The organism is Halomonas sp. BC2 (genome assembly GCF_002078115.1).
Lineage (GTDB): Bacteria > Pseudomonadota > Gammaproteobacteria > Pseudomonadales > Halomonadaceae > Vreelandella > Vreelandella stevensii.
Map to the genome: position 1 here is coordinate 33,061 of NZ_LFGT01000018.1, position 19,715 is coordinate 52,775.

General features: G+C 62.1%; 13 protein-coding genes and 2 pseudogenes. 13 read left to right on the plus strand and 2 right to left on the minus strand.

Going from position 1 to position 19,715, the window contains the following annotated elements; genetic code table 11:
* Positions 1–367: prolipoprotein diacylglyceryl transferase family protein (locus B7L71_RS11970; RefSeq protein WP_170919496.1), on the minus strand; the 367-nt coding region annotated here is incomplete at its 3' end.
* A 108-nt stretch (positions 368–475) separates the two neighbouring features.
* A pseudogene (locus B7L71_RS11975) lies at positions 476–2,240 on the minus strand (sugar phosphorylase).
* 282 nt (positions 2,241–2,522) lie between these two features.
* Between B7L71_RS11975 and nrdR the strand changes: the two are divergent.
* From nrdR to B7L71_RS12040, 13 genes and pseudogenes are all read left to right on the plus strand, one after another.
* Positions 2,523–3,035: a transcriptional regulator NrdR gene (nrdR, locus tag B7L71_RS11980; RefSeq protein WP_081138192.1), complete on the plus strand. Its 513-nt coding sequence runs from the start codon at positions 2,523–2,525 to the stop codon at positions 3,033–3,035.
* Entirely contained in the window at positions 3,032–4,183 is a 1,152-nt protein-coding gene (gene ribD, locus B7L71_RS11985; RefSeq protein WP_081138194.1) for a bifunctional diaminohydroxyphosphoribosylaminopyrimidine deaminase/5-amino-6-(5-phosphoribosylamino)uracil reductase RibD, read from the plus strand. The genes nrdR and ribD overlap by 4 nt, the downstream gene beginning before the upstream one ends.
* A 73-nt stretch (positions 4,184–4,256) precedes the next feature.
* A complete protein-coding gene (gene ribBA / locus B7L71_RS11990; RefSeq protein ID WP_039183682.1) occupies positions 4,257–5,423 on the plus strand; it encodes a bifunctional 3,4-dihydroxy-2-butanone-4-phosphate synthase/GTP cyclohydrolase II in 1,167 nt (388 codons plus the stop codon).
* Positions 5,424–5,427: 4 nt separating this feature from the next.
* On the plus strand, positions 5,428–5,916 hold the full coding sequence (gene ribH / locus B7L71_RS11995) for a 6,7-dimethyl-8-ribityllumazine synthase (RefSeq protein ID WP_039183684.1): 489 nt from the start codon (positions 5,428–5,430) through the stop codon (positions 5,914–5,916).
* On the plus strand, positions 5,913–6,416 hold the full coding sequence (nusB, locus tag B7L71_RS12000) for a transcription antitermination factor NusB (RefSeq protein WP_016913295.1): 504 nt from the start codon (positions 5,913–5,915) through the stop codon (positions 6,414–6,416). The genes ribH and nusB overlap by 4 nt, the downstream gene beginning before the upstream one ends.
* Positions 6,417–6,450: 34 nt before the next feature.
* Positions 6,451–7,428 (plus strand): thiamine-phosphate kinase, encoded by a 978-nt coding sequence (gene thiL, locus B7L71_RS12005; RefSeq protein WP_081138196.1) that lies wholly within the window; start codon positions 6,451–6,453, stop codon positions 7,426–7,428.
* The gene (locus tag B7L71_RS12010; protein ID WP_039183688.1) at positions 7,425–7,898 is read left to right on the plus strand and encodes a phosphatidylglycerophosphatase A family protein; all 474 of its coding nucleotides are present in this window, start codon (positions 7,425–7,427) and stop codon (positions 7,896–7,898) included. The genes thiL and B7L71_RS12010 overlap by 4 nt, the downstream gene beginning before the upstream one ends.
* A 55-nt stretch (positions 7,899–7,953) precedes the next feature.
* Positions 7,954–9,207 carry a DUF945 family protein gene (locus B7L71_RS12015; RefSeq protein WP_081138198.1) on the plus strand — a complete coding sequence of 418 codons (1,254 nt, stop codon included), beginning with the start codon at positions 7,954–7,956 and terminating at the stop codon, positions 9,205–9,207.
* Positions 9,208–9,356: 149 nt separating this feature from the next.
* The gene (lon, locus tag B7L71_RS12020) at positions 9,357–11,828 is read left to right on the plus strand and encodes an endopeptidase La (protein ID WP_081138200.1); all 2,472 of its coding nucleotides are present in this window, start codon (positions 9,357–9,359) and stop codon (positions 11,826–11,828) included.
* 173 nt (positions 11,829–12,001) lie between these two features.
* A pseudogene (locus B7L71_RS12025) lies at positions 12,002–14,145 on the plus strand (methyl-accepting chemotaxis protein).
* 190 nt (positions 14,146–14,335) lie between these two features.
* A complete protein-coding gene (locus B7L71_RS12030) occupies positions 14,336–16,486 on the plus strand; it encodes a methyl-accepting chemotaxis protein (protein WP_081138202.1) in 2,151 nt (716 codons plus the stop codon).
* A gap of 130 nt (positions 16,487–16,616) precedes the next feature.
* Positions 16,617–18,461, plus strand: a complete 1,845-nt coding sequence (gene ilvD, locus B7L71_RS12035) for a dihydroxy-acid dehydratase (protein ID WP_081138307.1) — start codon at positions 16,617–16,619, stop codon at positions 18,459–18,461.
* A gap of 74 nt (positions 18,462–18,535) precedes the next feature.
* Positions 18,536–19,591, plus strand: a complete 1,056-nt coding sequence (locus B7L71_RS12040) for an oxidoreductase (RefSeq protein ID WP_081138204.1) — start codon at positions 18,536–18,538, stop codon at positions 19,589–19,591.
* Positions 19,592–19,715: the final 124 nt, after the last annotated feature.

Sequence of the window (19,715 nt, forward strand, 5' to 3'; positions counted from 1 at the left end):
CGCCCCACACCAGACCGCCGGTGAGCATGGCCGCGCCCAGCGGCGCGCGTTGACGCGGCGAGCGCCACAGTGCCCAGACGCCATACCCTATCCCGGCCAATGCACCGGCCAGCAGATCAAAACCACCGTCACGAATATCCAGCCGCGCGAGCAGGCCGTCGTATTCACCCCAGTAACGCACGACGAATACCAGCCTGGCCGCCAGCAGGGCGACCATCAGCAGGGTAAACAGGGTATCGCTGACCGAAACCTGCTGGCGCCTGCCCAGCAGGGCGCCTACCAACAGGGCGAGTAAGAAGGCAAAACCGATGATCAACTGATGCAGGCTGAATCCCATGGGGCCAATGGCCAGGCTTTGTTGCAACATAAACGCTCACGTATCCACCGTCGAATTGGATGGACAGTGTCGCAGGACAGGATTATTAAAGGATTATCTTGTTCTGTCCTGAGACGTTATGTCGCAAGGCGTCAGGCGTCAGGCGTTAGCCACCAGCCAGAGCACGGCATAGGGAGGCAGGGATGCCGGCGGGTGAAGCGAAGACGAGGTATCCAGCGGCTGCCAGGCGTGCTGCTGCAGTCGCTGAGTCAATGCCTCGCCGCCCTGGTCGAGGGCGACGCGGTGGTCGGTGACGTTGAACAGGGCCAGCAAGCGTCGGCCATTGGCCAGCGGGCCGCGCTCGATGGCCAGCAGCTCCGCGGGCGTGCTGATGACCTGCTGGGGAACGTTGGGATGAAAGCAGGGCTCCTGACGGCGAAGGTCCAGCAGCCGACGCAGGGCATGGAAGACATCGTGGGTGGGGGTGGAGGGGCTTTCCAGCAGCAGCTCCAGTTCGTCCAGCGGCCAGCGACGCCGGTTGATGGAGCGCAGCCGACCGCTGCGCTCGACACCTTCGACATCGTTGAGCGTGCCGGTCAAGGTGTGCAGGTAGAGCGCAGGAATGCCCTGCAGGCTGAGCATGATGGCCTGGCTGCACAGGAAGCGCGCAATTTGCCAAGGGTCGGGGCCGCGCCGGGTGCCGCGCATGGCCTCGAACCAGGTAATGTTGATTTCGTAGGGCGTGTCGCTGCCGTCCGGGTTGCTGCGCATGCTGACGAAGCCACCGAAGCGGTGCATCAGCTCCAGCAGGGCGTCCCGTTCGTGGTCCGGCAGCAGGCCCTCCAGCGGGCGCACCCCGATGCCGTCGTGGCTGGCGGTAAAGTTGAGGTAAGTACAGTGTTCAGGCAGCACCGGCAGGCTGGATAGCCAGCCTTGCAGGGTGCTGGCCTCCCCACGGGTGAGGGTGTGCAGCAGCAGCGGGGGCAGCGCGAACTGGTACACCATGTGCGCTTCGTCCGGCGGGCCTTCCGCCAGGCGTTCGAGGCCGAAATAGCTGATGTTTTCGGCATGGGGCACGTTGGTTTCGGTGATGATCAAGGTGCCGGGGGCGATCTCATCGACGATGGCGCGTAGCAGGCGCACCACGGTATGGGTTTCGGGCAGGTGAATACAGGCCGTGCCCAGCCGCTTCCACAAGAATGCCACGGCATCGAGGCGGATGATCCTCACTCCCTGCTGCAGGTAAAACAGCAGGATGCCGACGAATTCCAGCAGGACATCCGGGTTCTCGAAATTCAGATCGATCTGGTCTTCCGAAAACGTGGCCCACAGGTGGCGTGTGCCCCGGCGGGTAGAGACAGGCACGAGCAGCGGGCTACTGCGTGGCCGCGTGACCTGGGAAACATCGGTGTCAGGGTCCACCTCGATAAAGTAGTCCCGCCCCGGCAGGCTGCCGGTCAGGTAATCCACGAACCACAGCGATTCACGGGAAACGTGGTTGAGCACCAGGTCGCCCATCACGTCATAGTGGCTGGCCAGGTCACGGATATGCGACCAGTCTCCCAGTTCGGGGTTGACCTCCCGGTAATGGATGCCGAAAAAACCGTCGTCGCTGCTCCAGGGGGAAGAAGGGCAGCACGTGCACCCCGCTGATCGTCTCGCCCAGGTGGCGCTGCAGAAAGTGGTTCAGTACGCCCAGTGGCGGCGTGCCGTCTGCCACGATGGAGTCACCATAGCTGATGACCCACTGATCCTTTTCGCTCCATGTTGGTGCAATGCCGCTCTGCTCAGCAGATAAAGGCGCCGCTGGAAGCAGCGGTCGGAAGTGGGCCAAATGCTGTTCGAGGCGCCGCTGTACTTCCCCTGCGCGCTCGCCGTACAGGTGGGTCAAGTAACGCTGTAGCCTGAGCTCAAATGCCGTCATGGGTGCCTCCTTTCAATCAACCTTCGACAAACGCTGCAGCTTGTGTGCCAAATCGTTACAATATAGGAGAATAGTGTGCGAAATGACGTACAAGTCATGAGTACGCCTGCTTTTGCAGGCACGACAAGCGGTAGTGGGATGGTTTACCCAACGATCCTTGAAGAGTTCTTAAAATAGCTTACAAAACAAGAGATAGCAGGCAGCCCGTTGGCATGGCTGGTATCTACGGGGCTGACACGCTGAGCGCACTTGAGGGTGCGTGCCGACAATAGGTTGACTGCCATGCATTGTCCTTTTTGTGGTGCAAACGATACGCGAGTAACGGATTCACGCCTGGTGGCCGATGGTGACCAGGTGCGTCGCCGTCGCCAGTGCGCAAGCTGCCATGAGCGCTTCACGACCTATGAAACGGCGGAGCTGATCATGCCCAGGGTGGTGAAGTCGGATGGCTCCCGGGAGACCTTCAATGAAGCCAAGCTGCGGGCAGGCATGTTGCGGGCGCTGGAAAAGCGGCCGGTAAGTGCCGAAGCCATCGAGGCGGCCGTGGAGCGTATCCGTCAGACCTTGCGGGCACGAGGCGACCGAGAGGTGAATGCCCGTGAAGTGGGCGAGGCGGTGATGAAGGCGCTGCGTAGCCTGGATCAGGTAGCGTACATTCGCTTTGCATCGGTGTACCGCAAATTCCAGGATCTGGAAGAGTTTCGGGCTGAAATCGACCGGCTGTCTCAGGAACCTGCTCAAGAGCCTGGCGATGACGCTGCCAGTGGGCCCGCGTCGAAAGAGGCTGAAGGATGAGCCTGTTCTCTGTTGCAGACCACCGTTTCATGGCCCGCGCCCTGAAACTGGCTCGCCACGGCCTGTATACCACGGACCCCAACCCTCGCGTGGGGTGCGTCATCGTTCGCTATGATCGTTCGGCCGAGGGCCAGGTGGTGGGGGAAGGCTACCACCTGCGCGCCGGTGAGCCTCATGCCGAAGTGCATGCGTTGGCAGCCGCTGGGGAGCAGGCCCGGGGGGCCACGGCCTATGTGACGCTGGAGCCCTGTTCCCATACCGGGCGTACCGGCCCCTGTGCCGTGGCGCTGGCCAATGCAGGCGTAGGGCGCGTGGTGGTGGCCATGGAAGACCCCAATCCGCAAGTGAGTGGGCGGGGGATTGCCCACTTGAAGGCTGCCGGTATCGAAGTCCACGTGGGCCTGCTGGAACAGGATGCTCGGGCGCTCAATCCTGGGTTCGTGTCGCGCATGCAGTCACGGCGACCGTTCGTGCGCTTGAAAATGGCGATGAGCCTCGATGGTCGAACGGCCATGGGATCGGGGGAGTCTCAGTGGATCACCGGCCCGCAGGCGCGCACCCAGGTGCAGCGCCTGCGAGCACGCTCCAGCGCGATTCTCAGTGGCGTGGAGTCCATGATCATGGACGATGCGCGGTTGACGGTGCGTGCCGAACAGCTGGCGCTGCCCCAGGCCGATGAGATCGTGCTGCGCCAACCGCTGCGGGTCATTCTGGATTCTCGGTTGCGGCTGCCGCTGGCGGCGGCCTGCCTGCGCGAGCCGGGGCGCACGCTGATCATCACCACCGACCAGCACAGCCCCGACAAGCGTCAGCGGCTGGAAGCGGCCGGTGCCGAGATCCAGGTCCTGCCCAGCGCCGCCGACGGGCGTGTCGAGCTTGCTGACATGCTGCGCTGGTTAGCCGATAATGAGCAGGTAAACGAGCTGTTGGTAGAGACCGGTGCGACGCTGGCCGGGGCGCTGCTGGATGCGCAGCTAGTCGATGAGTTGCAGCTGTTCGTCGCCCCCACGCTGCTGGGAGGCGACGCCCGCCCGCTGTTCGAGCTGCCGGGGATCACCCGAATGGCGGATCAAAAGCGCCTAGTGATCAAGGAGTCCCGCCAGGTAGGTCAGGACTGGCAGATTATCGCGACCCCCGTGATCGACTAGCGCAAGCGGCCATAGCAAGGTACCCTGACGCCCGAAATCGCATCCCATGCGACCACTTTTTTTTGGAGATTCCATGGCGCACTCCGCTTCTGAGGGCCTGTCCCCTATCGCCGAGCTGGTAGAAGACATTCGCCAGGGCAAAATGGTGATCCTCATGGACGATGAGGATCGCGAAAACGAAGGCGATATCATCATGGCGGCCGAACTGGTCAAGCCAGAGCATATCAACTTCATGGCGCGTTATGCCTGCGGTCTGATCTGCATGCCCATGACCCGGGAGCGCTGCGAGCAGCTCAACCTGCCGCTCATGGTGCGTGACAACGGGTCCGGTTTTGGCACCAAGTTCACGCTGTCCATCGAGGCGACCGAAGGCGTGACCACCGGCATCTCTGCCGCGGACCGTGCACGTACGGTGCAGGCCGCCGCCGCACCCAATGCCAAGCCCACGGATATCGTTCAGCCAGGTCATATCTTTCCGCTGATGGCCGAGCCGGGTGGCGTACTGCGCCGGGCAGGGCACACCGAAGCGGCCTGCGACCTGGCGGCGCTGGCAGGGCTCGACCCCAGCGGCGTGATCTGTGAAATCATGAATGACGATGGCAGCATGGCGCGCCGTCCCGAGCTGGAAGCCTTCGCCAAGGCCCATGGCATCAAGATCGGCACCATTGCCGATTTGATCCACTACCGGATCGTCAACGAACAGACCGTCGATGCCATCGAGACCAGCCGTGTGTCCACGGTGCATGGCGAGCTGGCGCTGCATGTGTTCCGTGACCGCATTCAGGGCGCTCACCACCTGGCGCTGGTGAAAGGCCAGCCCACCGCCGAGCAGCCCACCACGGTTCGTGTACACTTGGCCGATACGCTGCGCGACGTGCTGGGGCTGATGAAAGGCGAACAGTGCCGCTGGGATTCCCACCGCGCCCTGCGTGAAATCGCCGAAGCGCCCGCCGGTGTGTTCGTCCTGATCGATGACGGACGGCCGCATCAGGATCTCAAAGACCAGCTGGACATCTTCCTGGATCGGGTACGCCAACCGCGTACCAATGACTCGGACGGAGCCGGCAACTATTTAACCATTGGTACGGGTTCGCAAATTCTGCGCCATCTGGGCGTCGGCAAGATGCGGCTACTCAGCTCCCCGTGGAAATTCTCGGCGCTTTCCGGGTTCGATCTTGAAGTGGTCGAGCGCCTGGGGCCCAACGACACGGCGTATGAGCCAACTACTCAGCAGGAATAAATCGATGCAATCCCTTTCGCAAGTTGAAGGCACTTTTGTCGACGTCGATGGCCGTTATGTCATCGTGGTGGGGCGTTTCAACCACCATGTGGTCGATAGCTTGGTAGAAGGCGCAGTGGACAGCCTGACCCGCCACGGCGTCGATGCCGAGCAAATCCATATCGTTCACGTGCCGGGAGCCTGGGAACTGCCGTTGGCAGTCAAGCGCGTGCTCCGCGTCATGAAGCCGGATGCCGTCATCGCGCTGGGCGCGGTCATTCGTGGCGGCACGCCGCACTTCGAATACGTGGCGGGTGGCTGCAACACGGCCATCAATCACCTGCAGCTGGAGTTCGACACGCCGGTCGCCAACGGCGTGCTGACCGTGGAATCCATCGAACAGGCCATCGAACGAGCGGGCACCAAAGCAGGCAATAAAGGCACCGAAGCCGCCATGGCCGCCATGGAAATGGTATCGCTGCTGCGCGCACTGCCCGCAGGAGATGACCAATGAGCGAGCGACGTGAGCGCAAGTCCTCTGCGGCACAGCAGGGACGCCACGCCGCAAGGGAGTTGGCGGTACAAGGGTTATATCAATGGCACATGACCGGCAAATCGATCTCGACCATCGAAGCCGAGTTTCGTAGCCAGAAGGCGGACGACGACCTGGAAGACCACGAGAACTGGGTCAAGGTCATGGAAATCGCCGACAAAGCGCTGTTTCATGAGCTGCTGCACAACACGGTGCGCTTCAAAGCCGAGCTGGACCGTGACATTGCACCGCTGCTGGATCGTCGTCTGGAAGACCTGGACGCGGTAGAACTGGCCATTCTGCGCCTGGGCGCTTACGAGCTCTCGCGCCGCATGGAAGTGCCTTACCGCGTGGTCATTAACGAAGGCGTTGAGCTGGCAAAATCGTTTGGCGCCACCGACGGCCATAAGTACGTGAATGGCATTCTCGACAAGCTGGCCAACCGCTTGCGAAGTGCCGAAGTCAGCGCCCGCCGCTTGTAAGCGGGCGACCTGATCAAGCGTTTAAGGGGCCTTTGTGCTTGCCGAATTTGATTTGATTCGACGTTTCTTCATGTCGCCGCAGGAGGCGAAAGCGACGGATGGCGTTGCCCTGGGATGCGGCGATGACGCCACCTTACTGCTGCCCCAGTCGGGGCAGCAGCTCGTGGTCAGTGTGGATACCTCCGTGGTAGACGTGCACTTTCCCCATGATGCGCCTGCCCATGCGGTTGGCCATCGCGCCCTGGCCGTGGCGCTCAGCGACCTGGCGGCCATGGGGGCACGCTCCCGCTGGTGCTTGATGGCGCTGACCCTCGACCAGCGTGCGTTCCCCAGCAGTGCGGCTGCCGAGGCGTGGCTATCGGGCTATGCCGATGGCTTCCATGAGCTGTGCCGTCGGCATGAGACCACGCTGGCGGGGGGTGATGTCACCGCAGGAGCGCTGAGCATAGCCGTGACGGTGATGGGAGAAGTGCCCTCCGGTGAAGCATTGACCCGCTCCGGGGCTCGTGCCGGCGATGTGATTGCCGTCACGGGCGCTTTGGGCGGTGGTGCGGGCGGGCTAGCGCTGTGGCAACAGGGTGAAAGAGACATGCAGCACCCGTTGCTCCAGCGCTATCTGTTGCCCCAGCCTCGCCTGGCGGCGGGTGTTGCCTTGCGTGGCCTGGCCAGCGCGGCGCTGGATATCTCCGATGGCCTGCTGGCGGATCTCACGCATCTTTGTGAAGCTTCCCAGGTGGGGGCTGCGCTGGAAGCAGAGCAACTGCCGCTGGCGGAAGGGCTGGAAGCCTGTCTGGGCGCGCAAGTAGCCCAGCGGGTAGCGCTTTCCGGAGGCGACGACTACGAGCTGCTGGTCACGCTCCCCCCGTCGCACGTTTCCCTGGCCAGGCAACGGCTGGCAGAGCAGGGGATCGCGCTCAGCGTGATTGGCCAGTGCACCGATACGCCTGGCATCACCGGCGTGGCGCCGTTGGCCGAGTCTGGCTGGCAGCACTTTCGTGGGGGTGTCCAATGAACCGTGCACCGGCCAGCGTCTGGCGACGCCCCACTCACTTCTTCGCCTTTGGCCTGGGGAGTGGCACCGTGCCCTGGGCGCCGGGCACCTTCGGCACGCTGGCGGCGATTCCCTTCTATTGGATGATGGCGGACCTGCCGCTGGTCTGGTATCTCAGTATCGTGTTCGTAGCCTTCATCGTCGGTGTCTGGCTATGCGATAAAACTTCCCATGACCTGGGGGTACACGACCACTCCGGCATCGTCTGGGACGAGTTCGTCGGTTACTGGATCACCATGGCCGCCGTGCCCTTTTCCTGGGAAGCGGCCATCTGGGGGTTCATCGTCTTTCGTATTTTCGATGTGTTCAAGCCCTGGCCCATCCGTTGGGCCGACCGCCGAGTGGCGGGGGGCTTTGGCATCATGATCGACGACGTCATGGCAGGCATCTACGCCTGGAGTACCATGCACTTATGGTTCTGGCTCCACTAGTCGACGCCCGATAGCAGGCGCTGCGCTTTGTCAGGAGGCCATACAAGGAGATAGCATGCGCAAGGAACGTCTGATCGTGCCTATCCTCTCGGTGATTGCCGTGATATGGATGGTCGCGCAGCTGCTATCGAGCATCCTGTTCGAACGGAGCCTGCGTCAGGCGCTGGAAGACCTGGAAGCCCGAGGTGAATGGCGGGTAGAGCGCCTGGATAGCCGTCAGGGCTGGTTGACCTCCCGTGGTCAACTGGTGCTGTCGCCATTACTGGGGCGCCCCTGGCGGCTGGAGTTGACCTACCACGCCCGCCACGGCCTGCTCTCTACCGATGTGCAGGGCACGCTGTTGCCTCGCCTGGACAGCGTGCTGCAAAAAGCCGTGGGCGATGTATCTGCCCCTTCCGTGCCGCGTTGGCAGGGTCGCTATCAGACGCTGAGTGGTCGCACCGAGCTGCGTTTGGCGCTGGCCCCCTTCGTGATCCAGCAGAATGGTCGGGAACTGGATGTTCGGGGCGCTCGGGTTCGCCTGGAAGGCATGTTTGGCGATTGGCGCCTGCGGGGATTGTTCGACCAGTTGACGCTGACCGATGGCTTGTCTCAATTGACACTGGGGCCCACCACCCTGGAAAGCCGCTATACCTACATCGACGATGCCTACCATTTCACCCAGCGTGACCACCTGCGCATCGACCGCCTGTCGATGCACTACCCCGCCTACGATATCCAGATCACCCCGCTGGATCTCTACAGCCAGATGACGCTGGATGAAACCGAGCTGAGCATTCAGGGAGAGCTGGTGCTGGGCGAGGTACTGGTGCCCAGCGAAGCGCCGGAGACACCGCTGCTGAGCGGCCGTGTCGCGGCCGAACTGTCGCGGCTGAACGGTGATGCCGTGCGACAGGTGATCCGTCGGCTGCGCCAGGAAGCTGCCTGGGGAGATACCGCGCTGCCCATGGCCGAAGGGCTGCTGGCGCGGCTGGAACCTGATCTGCTGCAAGTATTGAGCGACTCTCCACGGCTCGATGTCACCACCATCGAACTCGATAGCCCGCTGCTCGGCCTGCAAGTTGCCGCAGACGGGGCGCTGTTTTTCGACGGTCGACAGCTGGATAGATTGCGCGTCGTCTCGCTGGACAAGCCCGAGGAGCAAGCGCGCTGGCGGGCACGTATCGACGGCGACTTCATCTGGCACGACGCCCCTACCGTAGCGGCCCTGTGGCTGGGGTTGCCCCTCGGTACCCGGGAGCTGCAGTTCGACGTGGTGCGCGGCGTCTGGCGCGTCAATGGTCGTCCCATGCCGACACTGTGGCCGTAACGTTCCACCAATAAGTACGCTGTCAAATGGCGCTCAGGGTTGAAGTTTTCCCTGGCTGCCCACATCCCAGTAACCATACGAAGCGGCGACAGTGGCAGGCAAACCACTTGCTGGCCACTGCTGCTGGTTACTGTGGATGGGGAGGGCGCATGAGCGACCAGGATTACGACCGCGATCACGAACACCTCGATTGGCTCGCCGCAGGCGAGCATTCGGACCGTCACGAAGAACACCACGCAGAACACCACGACGAAAACGACCACCGCTCGGATGGTGAGCGCACCCATTCACTGGTGCCTGCCAGCGACATGCTGCCCGAGCGTATCTATCTGCTGCCAATTCACAACCGCCCGTTCTTTCCCGCCCAGGTACAGCCTCTGGTGATCAATCGTGAGCGCTGGGAAGAGACCATGCGCCGCGTTGGCAACACGCCACATCACACCATTGGAGTAGCGTTCGTCGGAGAACAAGGGGTGCACTCCCTGGATCATGACGGCTTCCCCGAGATTGGAACGGCCGTCAAGGTGCACAAGCTGAAAAACGAAGAGCAGCAGATTCAGTTCATTGCCCAGGGCCTGCAGCGTTTCAAGATTCAGCGCTGGCTCTCCAAGGAACCGCCCTATCTGGTGGAAGTGACCTACCCGAAAGAGCCGGTCAATGCCGAAGATGAAGAAACCCGGGCCTACGCCATGGCGATCATCAACGGCATCAAGGAACTGCTGCCCATCAACCCGCTGTACGGGGAGGAGCTGAAGCACTACCTCAATCGATTCAGCCCCCATCAGCCTGGGCCGCTCACCGATTTTGCCGCTGCCATCACCTCGGCCAAAGGCCCTGAATTGCAGGACGTGCTGGCCACGCTGCCCGTGGCGGAGCGCATGCACAAGGTGCTGCCGCTGCTGCGCAAGGAGATCGACGTTGCCCAGCTGCAAAGCGAAATCAGCGAGCAGGTCAACGCGCAGATGCAGGAGCGCCAGCGTGAATTCTTCCTGCGTGAACAGTTGAAGGTGATTCAGCGTGAGCTGGGCATCTCCAAGGGCGACCGCGAGAACGACGTGGATACGTTCAGGAACCGTCTGGAGTCTCTGGTGGTGCCGGAGCGTGTTCAGGCCCGCATCGACGAAGAGCTCAACAAGCTCAGCGTGCTGGAAACCGGCTCGCCGGAGTATGGCACCACGCGCAACTATCTGGACTGGCTGACATCGCTGCCTTGGGGTGTCACCAGCCAGGACAAGCTGGATCTCGGCCATGCCCGCGCGGTGCTGGACCGAGACCACGATGGCCTGAAAGACGTCAAGGAGCGCATCATCGAGTTCCTGGCCGAAGGCACGTTCAAAGGCGATGTGGGGGGCTCCATCGTGCTGCTGGTGGGGCCGCCTGGGGTGGGCAAGACCTCCATTGGCCGTTCCATTGCCGAGGCGCTGGGGCGTGAGTTCTATCGTTTCTCGGTGGGGGGCATGCGCGACGAAGCCGAGATCAAAGGCCATCGACGCACCTACATCGGTGCCATGCCCGGCAAGCTGGTGCAGGCGTTCAAGGAAGTGGAGGTCGAAAACCCGGTCATCATGCTCGATGAGATCGACAAGCTGGGCCAGTCCTTCCAGGGCGACCCCGCCTCGGCGCTGCTCGAAGTGCTGGACCCCGAGCAGAACGTGGATTTCCTTGACCACTATCTGGACGTACGCATGGACCTCTCCAAGGTGCTGTTCGTGTGTACGGCCAATACCCTGGACAGCATCCCCGGCCCGCTGCTGGACCGCATGGAGCAGATTCGCCTGTCCGGCTACATCGCCGAAGAGAAGCTGGAGATCGCCAAGCACCACCTGTGGCCCAAGCTGCTCAAGCGTGACAACCTGCCGAAAAAACGCATCAACCTGACCGATGCTGCCCTCAAGCAGGTCATCGACGGCTACGCCCGCGAAGCGGGGGTGCGCCAGTTGGAAAAACAGCTGCACCGCATCGTGCGCAAGGCGGCGGTCAAATTGCTGGAAGAGCAGGTGGAAACGGTCAAGATTTCGGTCAAGAACCTGGAAGAGTTTCTGGGCGCGCCGCTCTTCCGCAAGGAGAAAGTGCTCAAGGGTGAAGGGGTCGTGACCGGCCTGGCCTGGACCTCCATGGGGGGCGCCACGCTGCCTATCGAAGCGGGCAAGATCCACTCCCTGGACCGAGGCTTCAAGCTCACCGGCAAGTTGGGGGAGGTCATGAAGGAGTCGGCCAATATCGCCTACAGCTACACCTTGGGGCACTTGGCCGAGTTCGGTGCCGATGCCGACTTCTTCGATTCCGCGTTCGTGCATCTGCACGTACCCGAAGGGGCAACACCCAAGGATGGCCCATCGGCGGGGGTCACCATGACGACGGCGCTGCTGTCACTGGCCAAGCACCAGGCCATCAATCGCCCGCTGGCCATGACCGGAGAGCTGACCCTGACCGGGCAGGTTCTGCCGGTGGGCGGGATACGCGAAAAAGTCATTGCTGCGCGGCGCAGCGACATCTTCGAAGTGATCCTGCCGGAAGCCAACCGTCGCGATTACGACGAACTGCCGGAGTACCTGAAAGAAGGCATGACGGTTCATTTCGCCAGCCGTTACCGAGATGTGGCCAACGTGGTGTTCAAGTAACGTCGGGTAAGCCCTGGTAACCAGTAAAGGGCTTAGTACGGTATCGGTCTTTCCTTTCGGCGCCGCTCTTTGAAGAGCGGCGTTTTTTATATGGCTATTTGAGGATTAACGCGACTTAATACGTTGGATAATGAGAGAACTCAAAAAATCGAATAACACCCTGGGGAGCCGCGATGCGTAACAACCAGCCCGTGACACAGCGCGAATACGTGCTGGACGAAGAAACCGTTCTGATTTCTCGCTCCGACCTGAAAGGCAACGTGACTTATGCCAACGCAGCCTTCGTGGAGGTCAGCGGTTACAGCCGTGAGGAGTTGGTGGGGGCACCCCACAACATGATCCGACACCCGGACATGCCCGAGGCCGCCTACGCCGACTTCTGGAAAACCATCCAGGCAGGCGGCACCTGGCAGGGTACGGTCAAGAACCGTCGCAAGAACGGCGATCACTACTGGGTCAATGCCACCGTGGCGCCGCTGCGCGACGGCGAGCGGATCGTGGGCTATACCTCGCTGCGCCGCAAGGCGTCTGCCAAGCGGATCGCCCGGGCCGAGCAGGTGTATGCCGAGATTCGTGCCAAGGGCAAATCACGCCGCTACCGGTTGCACCAGGGGGCACTGATTCGGCGTGGCCTGGGCGGGCTTGTGGCGCGCTTTCAGTTCAGTAGTTTAAAGGCCAAGCTGACGGGGATGGTCGTTACCGCGCTGTTGCTGCTGGGCATGGCGGGGGGCTTGGCGTCTATGGGTTGATGGTGTCGGGGGAGCGGTTGGATACGCTGAACCGCTCGGGGCTCGAGGCGATTGCCAACCTGCAGCTCATGGAGCGCCAGGTAGGGCTCACCGTCGAACAGCTGGAGCCCGCGGTGCGCAACCCGCGCCGGGTAGACTTGGTGGCCCTTGAAACGCGGCTGCAAGAAGTCACTCAGTCGGTCCAGACCCTGTGGGATGAGTATGAGTCGGATAGCGCAGCCGCTCCTGACGTGCTGCAAGTGGTCGAGGCGTCGTTGAATGCCTGGATCACTGGCGTGACCAGCGCCATGACGGCGGTCAGTCAGGCCAACGGCTTTGCCGCGTTCGAAGCTTTCAATGATGCCGTGCAGCCCGCCACCGAGCAGTTGCGACAGTTGAGTGACCAGCTCGTCGATGCCGAGCGGGAAGGCGCCCATGCGCTGGTGGCTCTAGCGCATCAGGGCCGTCAGCAGATGCTGGTGGCGCAACTGGTGCTGATGGCCGTAGGGCTACTGGTGATGATCGGCTTGAGCGTGATGATCCTGCGCTCGGTGATGCGCAGCCTGGCGGGAGCGCGCTACATGACCTTCCAGATTGCCGCAGGCAACCTGGCCGCCCGTGAGCGTCGTCAAAGCAACGATGAGCTGGGAGAGCTGCTCTATTCGCTGGACACCATGCGTTTCAGCCTTTCCAGTATCGTCAGCGAGGTCGAAAACCGGGTAGCGGTGGTGACGCCTGCGATTCAGCAGATCGCCGCCGAGAACGAGGAGCTGGCATCGCGTACCGAGCAACAGGCCTCCTCGCTGCAGCAAACGGCTTCCAGCATGGAAGAGATGACCTCTACCGTGCAGCAGAATACCGACAACGCGCGCCAGGCCACCGAACTCGCGCAGCAGAACGCCCACAGCACTCAGGAAACCCGCCAGCAAATGGAGCAGTTGGTGGAGCGCATGCAGCGCATTGCCCAGCGCGCCGAGAAGATGACCGAGATGATCGGCGTGATTGATGGCATTGCCTTCCAGACCAATATCCTGGCGCTGAACGCCTCCGTCGAGGCCGCTCGGGCCGGGGAGCATGGCCGCGGCTTTGCCGTGGTGGCCAGCGAAGTGCGCACCTTGGCCAGCCGTAGTGCTGATGCTGCCCAGGAAATCCGCAAGATGATCGACAGCACCACTCAGGAAGTCAGCGGTGGGCGCAGCGCCGTGGAGCAGGCCGAAAGCGCCATCGAGAACGTCGTGCGTCAGGTCAATCAGGTGAGCGAACTGATGGCCTCGATCAGCACCGCTTCCAGCGAGCAGAGCAGTGGAATCGGCCAGATCAACTCGGCGATTGCAGAGATGGACAACGTCACACAGCAAAATGCCACCAAGGTTCAGTCCATTGCCGCCTCCGCAGACAACCTGACCCTGGAAGCCTTCGAACTGGCCAACGTGGTCGATGCTTTCCGTTTGGAGGGTGCCCAGGACGAGAGCGTAGCGGCGGCTCGGGAGAAGCTGGCGCGGGTCAAGAAAGCCGTGCCTCAGCAAACAGCCGCGTCATCCCGTCACGTGCTTGGCCACCAGCAGGACGAGCCATGGGAGACCTTCTGATCGGTGCGTTTAATCAGCATTGACGAAAAACCATGATCTGCTTTGCCTATGCCACCTTCGGGTGGCATGTTTTTTGCCTATTCTTGATGATTCTTGCTGCACGTCATCGCGTGCCATCACGTCGGCTTGGTAAAAGGAAGCGCTGGGTCATCGGGCGAAACATGCCTTTCATAAAAACACAGGGGACTTCATGAGCACATCTAGCCAGGCAACCCTTGAGCTGACAGACGATCAGGTGCTGATTTCACGCTCTGATCGTCAGGGAAACATCACCTACGTCAATCAGACGTTCATCGAAGTAAGCGGCTACTCACAAGCCGAGCTACTGGGCGAACCCCATCGTATTTTCCGTGATCCCGAGATGCCTGCTCAGATATTCAAGAACATGTGGGCCACCATCGAGCAAGGCAAAACCTGGCAGGGGGTAGTCAAGAACCGCTGCAAGAATGGCGATACCTATTGGGTGCATACCACCGTGGCGCCGCTACTGGATGGTGAGCGGGTGGCGGGCTATACCGCCATACGTCGCCGGGCGGCGAACAAGGCCATTGCGCGGGCGGCCAGGGCCTACCATGCCATGCAGCAGGGGCGAGCGCGGGGCTTTACGCTTCATTATGGTGCATTGCGTCGCACGGGGGTGCGTGGATGGGTGCAACGCTTCAGTTTCAGTAGCATGCAGGCCAAATTGATGGGCATGGTCGTGGCTGCCATTCTCTTGCTGACGGTGGCGGGGGCCGCCGGCGTCTATGGCTTGACCAGCTCTGCCGAGCGCCTGCGTACCCTCAACCAGACCGGCCTGGAAGGCATTGCCGACCTGCAGCAGATCGAGCAGCGCAGTGCCCAGCTACTGCAGGTGCTGGAGCCTGCGGTGCGCAATCCTCGTCGTGCCGATCTCGACCAGCTCGATCAACAGCTGGCATCGCTGCAGAGCCAGATCGAACAGACCTGGCAGACCTATACCGAACAGCGTCAGCAGGCCAGCGGTGTGCAGCAAGGATTGACTGCCCATCTGGCGACGTTTCTTGGCGGTTCGACCACGGCCATGACGGCGATTCGCCAAGGCAATGGCTTTGCGGCTTTCGAAGCCTTCAATGATGTGGTCAGGCCCACCTCCGAGAGCATCAGCGCCACCATCAATCTGCTGGTCGATAACGAGCGCGCGGCAGCTCACAGCCTGATGGCCGATGCCGAGCGGCAGCAGCAATGGCTGCTATGGGGGCAAGTGGGCGTGCTGCTGTTCGGTATTGCGCTCATGGTCGGGCTCAGCGTGGCGGTGTTGAAATCACTGCTGAAGTCGCTCAGCGAGGCGCGGCGTGTCACCTTTCAAATTGCTGCGGGCAACCTGGCCAACCGTGTCACCTTGAAGCGGGATGACGAACTGGGCGAACTGCTGGCCTCGCTGGAAACCATGCGGGCCAGCCTCTCAGGGCTGATTACCGAAGTGGGCAACAAGGTCGAAGTGGTCACGCCTGCGTCCGAGCAGATCAAGCAGGAGAACGAAGACCTCGCCTCACGTACCGAGCAGCAGGCTTCGTCGCTGCAGCAGACGGCGTCCAGCATGGATCAGATCACCGCAACGGTGCAGCAGAATACCGAAAATGCCCGCCAGGCCAACCAACTGGCCATGCAGAATGCCGCCACCAGCCGTGAAACCGGCGAGCACATGCAGGCTCTGGTGGAGCGTATGGAGCGCATTGCGGCCAGCGCCGACAAGATGAACGACATCATCAGCGTCATCGATGGCATTGCCTTCCAGACCAATATCCTCGCGCTGAATGCCTCGGTGGAGGCTGCCCGTGCCGGAGAGCAGGGGCGTGGTTTTGCCGTGGTGGCCAACGAGGTGCGCAACCTGGCGGGTCGCAGTGCCGACGCAGCAGGCGAAATTCGCCGCTTGATCGACACCTCTACCCAGGAAATCGCGGGTGGGACCAGTGCGGTGAAGCAAGCCGAGCAGGCCATCGAGCAGGTGGTCAGTCAGGTCATGCGTGTCAGTGACATCATGGAGGAGATCAGCACTGCGTCCGACGAGCAGAGCAGCGGTATTGCCCAGATCAACATGGCCGTCTCCGAGATGGATCACGTGACCCAGCAAAATGCCACCAAGGTGCAGTCCATTTCCAGCGCTGCTCAGCGGTTGACCAATGAAGCCTTGGACCTTGCCAACGTGATCGCGGCTTTCCGCCTGGAAGGGGCCGAGGAGGAGAGTAGCGAAATGGCGCGGATTCGCGTGGCGCGTGCTGGGCAGTCGGCCAGCTTGCCGTCACCCTCGGCCTCTTCGTCAGCGCCGTCGAGGCGTCCGCTGGTGAAGGCTCGTGCCGCGGAGGAGTGGGAGACGTTCTGAAGCGGGTGGGGTATTGGATGTCGTCTACGTCTAGTCTCAGCGGTTCGCTCATGCCACAATCGAAGACCGCTGGATTCACCCGCCCGCCACCTCGTATGTGGCGGGCCATGATAAAGACGTAGAGGACACCATGCCCCAGTATCGCTCCCGTACCACTACCGCTGGCCGCAATATGGCAGGCGCTCGTGCCCTTTGGCGTGCCACCGGCATGAAGGATGACGACTTTCACAAACCGATCATCGCGGTAGCCAACTCGTTCACCCAGTTCGTGCCCGGCCATGTGCACCTGAAAGACATGGGGCAACTGGTCGCCCGCGAAATCGAAAAAGCGGGTGGCGTTGCCAAAGAGTTCAATACCATCGCCGTGGATGACGGTATCGCCATGGGCCATGACGGCATGCTCTACTCGCTGCCCAGCCGCGATATCATTGCCGACAGCGTCGAGTACATGTGCAACGCTCACTGTGCCGATGCGCTGGTGTGCATTTCCAACTGTGACAAGATCACCCCCGGAATGCTGATGGCCGCCATGCGGCTCAACATTCCCGTCATTTTCGTCTCCGGCGGCCCCATGGAAGCCGGCAAGACCAAGCTTCTGGATCACGGCCTGGATCTGGTCGATGCCATGGTCATGGCCGCAGACGACAGCGTCGACGACGAAACCCTGGCAGAAATCGAGCGCAGCGCATGCCCCACCTGTGGCAGCTGCTCGGGCATGTTCACCGCCAACTCCATGAACTGCCTGATGGAGGCGCTGGGCCTGGCACTTCCCGGTAACGGCACCGTGCTGGCGACCCATGCCGATCGCCGTCGCCTGTTCGAAACGGCGGGCCATCGTATCGTCGAGCTGGCCAAGCGTTATTACGAAGGCGAAGAGGCACACCTGCTGCCCCGCGCCATTGGCAACAAGGCCGCCTTCAAGAATGCCATGACCCTGGACATCGCCATGGGCGGTTCCACCAATACCATCCTGCACCTGCTGGCGGCGGCTCAAGAGGCAGAAGTCGACTTCACCATGGCGGATATCGACCGCCTTTCCCGTGAAGTGCCGCAGCTGTGCAAAGTGGCGCCCAATACTCAGAAATACCATATCGAAGACGTACACCGCGCGGGTGGCATCATGGCCATTCTGGGCGAGCTGGACCGGGCGGGGGTGCTGGATACCTCGGTGCCCACCGTGTACGGCGACAGCCTGAAGGACGCGCTGGACGAGTGGGATATCATGCGCTCGCCCAGTTCAGAAGTGGTCGAATTCTTCAAGGCAGGCCCGGGGGGCATTCCGACCCAAACCGCGTTCTCCCAGAGCGCCCGTTGGCCAAGCCTGGACGGCGACCGTGCCACCGGCTGTATCCGCGACCTGGAGCACGCCTTCTCCCGTGAGGGCGGCCTCGCCGTGCTCTACGGCAACATCGCCCTGGATGGCTGTGTGGTCAAGACCGCCGGTGTAGACGACTCCATCCTGGTATTCGAGGGCAAGGCTCACGTGGTGGAGTCCCAGGATCAGGCAGTGGCCAACGTGCTGGATGGCAAAGTCAAAGAGGGCGACGTGGTGGTCATCCGCTACGAAGGCCCCAAAGGTGGCCCCGGTATGCAAGAGATGCTGTACCCCACCTCCTACCTGAAATCCAAGGGGCTGGGCAAGGCGTGCGCGCTGCTGACCGACGGCCGTTTCTCCGGGGGTACCTCGGGTCTGTCGATTGGTCACGTATCACCTGAGGCCGCCGCCGGGGGCGCCATCGGGCTGGTCGAGCAGGGCGATACCATTCTGATCGATATCCCCAACCGCACCATCAACGTGCAGCTGAGCGATGCCGAGCTGGCCAAACGTCGTGAGGCCATGGAGTCGCGTGGCAAGGACGCCTGGAAGCCCGTCGAGCAGCGCCCACGCAAAGTCACGCCTGCTCTCAAGGCCTATGCCCTGCTGGCCACCTCCGCCGACAAGGGCGCAGTACGCGACCTCTCCAAACTGGATTGATCGGCGTATCTCACAGCCCGCGCAAGCGGGCTGTTTTTTTGTGGTATATCACCCAACACCTATCGAGGAGCGTCATGAAGGCGACGATCAATGTGGGCCTGGTCGGCTATGGTTTTGCGAGTAAAACGTTTCATGCACCGCTGATTCAGGCGGTACCGGGGTTGGAACTGGTGGCGGTGTCTTCCAGCGATGCCAGCAAGGTGACCGCCGATTTGCCCCGGGTGGACGTCGAGCGCGAGGCCCTGACGCTGTGTCAGCGTAAGGATCTGGATCTGATCGTCATCCCAACGCCCAATGATACTCACTTTCCCCTGGCCAAGGCTGCGCTGGCGGCGGGCAAGCATGTGGTGGTCGACAAGCCCTTCACCGTCACGCTGTCGGAGGCCAGGCAGCTCAAGGCCCTGGCGGCGGATAAAGAGTGCCTGCTCTCGGTGTTTCACAACCGACGTTGGGACAGTGACTTCTTGACCGTCAAGGCGCTGCTGGCCGAAGGCACGCTGGGTCGAGTGACGGGCTTCGAATCCCGCTTCGATCGTTTTCGTCCGGAGGTGCGCGACCGCTGGCGTGAAAAAGCCACGCCCGGGGGCGGCATCTGGTACGACCTGGGGCCTCACCTGCTGGACCAGGCCTGCGAGCTGTTTGGCATGCCCCACGCCATCCTGCTGGAGATCGGCGCGCGCCGAGACGCCGCCCATGCCGACGATGATTTCCTGGCCCTGCTGGAGTACGACGACTGCCGTGTCAGCCTGAGTGCAGGCACCCTGGTGGCCGAACCCACTCCCCGCTACCGCCTGCATGGCACGCTGGGCAGCTATGTGAAGATGGGACTCGACCCACAGGAAGCGCGCTTGAAAGCAGGCGAGACCCCCACGCCGCACTGGGGGCAGGACATTCCCGGCACGCTCACCCTACGCAAAGGGCAAGGCGAAGATGCCCCGCTGGTCAGTCATGAACACCCCACGCTACCGGGTGACTACCTCGCCTATTACCAGGGCATTGCCGACGCCATCCGCCAACAAGCCCCCCTCCCAGTCTCCGTCGAGGACGCCCTGCGCAGCATGACCTTGCTCGAAGCCGGCCTCGACAGCCACCGTCAACGCCGCTGGATAGCGTTGAAGCCGCACGCATAAAGCTGCCTGTGTATCAAATGCCTGCCTAAATGTGGAGCGGCAGGGTGGTTTCGTGGCCTCACCTGGGCGGCTGGCGCCGCCCTCCGCGCAGGGCCGCCTCCGCGGGTGCCTCTTTCGCTCGTTG